Consider the following 4,725-nt stretch of genomic DNA (forward strand, 5'->3'; position numbering starts at 1 on the left):
CACCGGACTGGTGGCGGAGCCGTGGCCCGACGACCCGCTCGCCGCCCTCGTGCACGCCTGCCACCTGCTGCGCGAGCACCGCGGCGACTCGCACCTCGCGGTGTGCGCGGTGGCGGGTCTCGACCCGGTGGCGATGAACGTCCTCACCGAGCTGTACTGCGGCTACCGGGCGGGGGAGTACACGGCGACGCGGGGCTGGTCGCCGGACCGGGTCGCGCAGACCCTCGCGGACCTGCGCGAGCAGGGGCTGCTCGAGGGCGAGCTGCTCTCGGCCGGGGGCCTGCGGTTCCGGAGCGAGCTGGAGGCCCGGACCGACGCGCTGCAGCGCTCGGTGGTCGAGGCGATCGGCCCGGAGCTCGGGTCGATCACCAAGCAGCTCGACGAGTGGTCGGACGCGCTCGTCGCCGCGGGCGCGGCCCCGCCGGACCCGGCGAAACGCCTGGCAGGCTGACCCATGAGCGGCGATCGTCGCCATGGCGACGATCGCCGCTCACGACCGTGGGAAGCGGATCCGGCCGCGGCAGACCAGCTCGAGGGTCAGTGCCACCGCGGCGGTCTCCACCGCCAGCAGGAGCACCAGCACAAGCAGCTGCACCGCGCCCGCCTCCAGCGGCGACGCCCCGCCCAGCAGCATCCCCACGAAGGCGCCCGGCAGCGTCACCAGCCCGACGGTCCGCGTCTGGTCCAGCGCCGGGACCAGCGCCTGGGCGGCGCTCGGCCGGGCGATCTCCACGTTGGCGTCCCGGGGGAGCAGGCCCAGGGACAGGGCCGCCTCGACCTCGCCGTGTCGCGCCTCGAGCTCGTCGCGCAGCCGCCTGCCCGCCAACGACGTGGCGGTCATCGCCCCGCCGATCAGGATCCCCGCCGTCGGGATGACGGCGAGGCCGGTGGCGGGCACCACCCCGCCCACCACGAGCAGGGCGACGACGGGCAGCGGCCCGGCCGCGATCGGCAGCAGCACCCACGCACCGCTGCGGTCCGCGGTGATCCGCCGCGCGGACGTGAACGTCGCCACCCCCACCATGAGCAGCACGAACCCCGCGCTCGCCCCCAGCGAGCGCACCACCACGCCGAGCAGCAGGGACACCGCGCCGAGCTGGACGGCCGCCCGGACCGAGGCCAGCACCGCCCCGCGGGCCGTCCCGAGCCGGGCGAGCAGCGCCGACGCGGCCGCGACCGCGACCGCGAGCACGACGGCGACGGCGAGGCCCGGCCCGGGGGTGAGGGTCACGCCACGACCCTGCCCGGACCCGATCGGGCCCGAGTCTGGCACCCCGCGGTTGGGCGTTCTACCCTCCGTAGAGCACAATGCCCATGCACGCCTGCCCGATCACGTGGGGGCCGGTGCGCGGGAGATAGAGTTCGGGCCTGCCCCACCACGAGGCCAGTGCAGGAGGCACAGTGACAGCCGTCGCGCCCAAGCCGATCGAGACGCGCCCGTACCCGGCGCATCGACCGGGTAAGGGTTCGGTGTTCCTCAAGATGTTGAGGACGACGGACCCCAAGGACATCGCGATCCTGTACCTGGTCACGTCCTTCGCCTTCTTCATGGTCGGCGGGGCGATGGCACTGCTCATCCGCGCGGAGCTGGCGCGGCCGGGACAGCAGATCCTGTCGTCCGAGCAGTACAACCAGATGTTCACGATGCACGGCACGATCATGCTGCTGCTGTACGCGACGCCGATCCTGTTCGGCTTCGCGAACTACATCGTGCCGCTGCAGATCGGCGCGCCGGACGTCGCGTTCCCCCGGCTGAACGCCTTCTCGTACTGGCTGTTCCTCTTCGGCGGCCTCACCGTGCTGTCCGGCTTCCTCACGCCGGGCGGTGCCGCGGACTTCGGCTGGTTCGCCTACACCCCGCTGTCCGACGCGATCCGCTCACCCGGGGCGGGCGCCGACCTGTGGATCATGGGTCTGGCGGTCTCCGGGCTGGGCACGATCCTCGGCGGCGTCAACTTCGTGACCACGATCGTCTGCATGCGTGCCCCCGGCATGACGATGTTCCGGATGCCGATCTTCACCTGGAACATCTTCGTCACGGCGCTGCTCATCCTGATCGCGTTCCCGGTGCTCACCGCGGCCCTGTTCGGCCTCGCGGCGGACCGCCACCTCGGCGCCCACGTGTTCGACCCCGCCAACGGCGGCGTCATCCTCTGGCAGCACCTCTTCTGGTTCTTCGGCCATCCCGAGGTGTACATCGTCGCGTTGCCCTTCTTCGGCATCGTGAGCGAGATCTTCCCGGTGTTCAGCCGCAAGCCGATCTTCGGCTACAAGACGCTGATCTACGCCACGATCGCCATCGCGGCACTGTCCGTCGCCGTGTGGGCGCACCACATGTACGCGACCGGCGCGGTGCTGCTGGCCTTCTTCTCCTTCACCACGTTCCTCATCGCGATCCCCACGGGCATCAAGTTCGTCAACTGGATCGGCACGATGTGGAAGGGCAAGCTCACGTTCGAGACGCCGATGCTCTTCTCGGTCGGCTTCCTCGCCACGTTCCTCTTCGGTGGTCTGACGGGCGTGCTGCTGGCCTCGCCGCCGATCGACTTCCACGTCTCGGACACGTACTTCGTGGTGGCGCACTTCCACTACGTCCTCTTCGGCACCATCGTGTTCGCCACCTACGCGGGCATCTACTTCTGGTTCCCGAAGATGACCGGCCGGATGCTGGACGAGACGTTGGGCAAGTTCCACTTCTGGGCCACGTTCGTCGGGTTCCACATGACGTTCCTGGTGCAGCACTGGGTCGGCAACGAGGGCATGCCGCGCCGGTACGTGGACTACCTGCCGTCCGACGGCTTCACCACGCTGAACATGATCAGCTCGATCGGTGCGTTCGTGCTCGGCGCCTCGACGCTGCCGTTCATCTGGAACGTCTTCCGCAGCTACCGCTACGGCCGCGTGGTCACCGTGGACGACCCGTGGGGCCACGGCAACTCGCTGGAGTGGGCCACCTCCTGCCCGCCCCCGCGGCACAACTTCACCGAGCTGCCCCGGATCCGTTCGGAGCGCCCGGCGTTCGAGCTGCACTACCCGCACCTGGTCGAGCGGGCCAGGGCCGAGGCGCACGTCGGCGGGCACGCCGCGCCGTCCGAGGTCCTCACCCAGGCCGTCGGCAAGGAAGAGCAGCCGGACGACGACCCCAAGTCGCGGTAGGTGCCCGATCACGACCAGGCCCGGTCCACCGTGCTCGTCACGGTGACCGGGCCTGACCGTCCGGGCGTCAGCTCGGTTCTGTTCACGGTGCTCACCCGGCACGCCGTCGACCTGCTCGACGTGGAGCAGGTCGTCATCCGCGGCAGGCTCACCCTCGGCGCCCTGGTCGCCGTGGCCGGGGACCCGGAGGAGCTGCAGGAGTCCGTCGAGTCCGCGATGCACAGCATCGGGATGCAGGTCCACACCTCGCTCGGCGGGGTGGGCGAGGTGCGCAGGCACGCCACGCACGCCGTCGTCGTGCTGGGGCGGCCGATCACGGCGCGGGCCTTCGGGATGGTCGCGCAGGCCCTCGCGGACGTCGGCGCGAACATCGACTCCATCAAGCGGGTCGCCGACTACCCCGTGACCGGCCTCGAGTTCGAGGTCTCGCCGAACCCGGACGACCCCGCCCAGCCGCACGGCACCCTGCGGGCCAAGCTCGTCGAGGTCGCCCGCGAGGCGGGGGTGGACGTGGCCGTGGAGCGGGTCGGGCTGGCCCGGCGCTCCAAGCGGCTCATCACGTTCGACGTCGACTCCACCCTGGTCCAGGGCGAGGTCATCGAGATGCTCGCCGCCCGCGCGGGCGCCGAGGAGCAGGTCCGCTCGATCACCGAGGCGGCCATGCGGGGGGAGCTCGACTTCGCGGAGTCGCTGCGGGCCCGGGTCGGCACGTTGGCAGGTCTTCCGGCCTCCGTGATCGACGAGGTCGCGGCCGAGCTGGAGCTGATGCCCGGCGCCCGCACCACCATCCGCACGCTCAAGCGGCTCGGCTTCCGCTGCGGGGTCGTGTCCGGGGGGTTCACGCAGGTCATCGACGGTCTGGTGGCCGAGCTGGGGTTGGACTTCTGCGCGGCCAACACGCTGGAGGTCGCCGACGGGCGGCTCACCGGGCGGGTCGTCGGGGAGATCGTCGACCGGCCCGGCAAGGCGGTGGCGCTGCGCCGGTTCGCCGCGGAGCACGGGATCCCGATCGAGCAGACCGTCGCGGTCGGCGACGGCGCCAACGACATCGACATGCTCTCGGCCGCCGGGCTGGGCATCGCGTTCAACGCCAAGCCTGCGCTGCGCGAGATCGCCGACACCGCGCTGTCGGTCCCGTACCTCGACGCCGTGCTGTTCGTCCTGGGCATCACCCGGGACGAGGTGGAGAGCGCGGACGCCGAGGAGGGCGTGCTACGTCGGGTCCCGATCGCGTGAGCGCCGCCTCGTCCGACGACGCCTGGGCCGCTGCCGACGTGCTCGCCGGGCTGGCCGCGCGCTACACCGGGGCACCCACCGTCATCCCGCCGGAGGCGGACGGGATCGTGCGGGCCATGCCCGTCGTCCTGCGGATCGAGCGCGAGCCGCTGCCCGGCCGCATCGCGCTGTTGGAGGCGGCGGCCCAGGCCGCGCTCGCGGTGTGCGTGACCCCCGAGCCGGAGTGGGAGGAGCCGCTGCGGCTCTGGATCGACGGCCGGATCCGCAAGATCGCCCGGCGCGCCCGCGGCGCACACTGGGCGGCCGTGCAGGAGCTGCCCGGCGTCACCGTCG

4 protein-coding genes and 1 pseudogene are annotated in these 4,725 nt (G+C 71.8%); 4 read left to right on the forward strand and 1 reads right to left on the reverse strand.

Features of this window, described 5'->3' with window-relative positions:
* On the forward strand, positions 1-451 hold a 451-nt coding region (locus H5J29_RS21355), incomplete at its 5' end, for a helix-turn-helix domain-containing protein (protein ID WP_446686487.1).
* A gap of 39 nt (positions 452-490) precedes the next feature.
* Here the strand turns inward: H5J29_RS21355 and H5J29_RS21360 are convergent.
* Positions 491-1,231 (reverse strand): ABC transporter permease, encoded by a 741-nt coding sequence (locus tag H5J29_RS21360; RefSeq protein ID WP_181782824.1) that lies wholly within the window; start codon positions 1,229-1,231, stop codon positions 491-493.
* A 170-nt stretch (positions 1,232-1,401) separates the two neighbouring features.
* Between H5J29_RS21360 and ctaD the strand changes: the two genes are divergently transcribed.
* The 3 genes and pseudogenes from ctaD to H5J29_RS21375 all read left to right on the forward strand — a co-directional run.
* Entirely contained in the window at positions 1,402-3,156 is a 1,755-nt protein-coding gene (gene ctaD, locus H5J29_RS21365; RefSeq protein ID WP_181782825.1) for an aa3-type cytochrome oxidase subunit I, read from the forward strand.
* A gap of 42 nt (positions 3,157-3,198) precedes the next feature.
* Positions 3,199-4,392: a phosphoserine phosphatase SerB gene (serB, locus tag H5J29_RS21370; RefSeq protein WP_376768557.1), complete on the forward strand. Its 1,194-nt coding sequence runs from the start codon at positions 3,199-3,201 to the stop codon at positions 4,390-4,392.
* Positions 4,389-4,725 (forward strand): annotated as a pseudogene (locus H5J29_RS21375) (hypothetical protein); the annotation flags it as partial. The gene serB and the pseudogene H5J29_RS21375, both read left to right, overlap by 4 nt.

The sequence above is a fragment of the Pseudonocardia pini genome (genome assembly GCF_013870575.1).
Taxonomy (GTDB): domain Bacteria; phylum Actinomycetota; class Actinomycetes; order Mycobacteriales; family Pseudonocardiaceae; genus Pseudonocardia; species Pseudonocardia pini.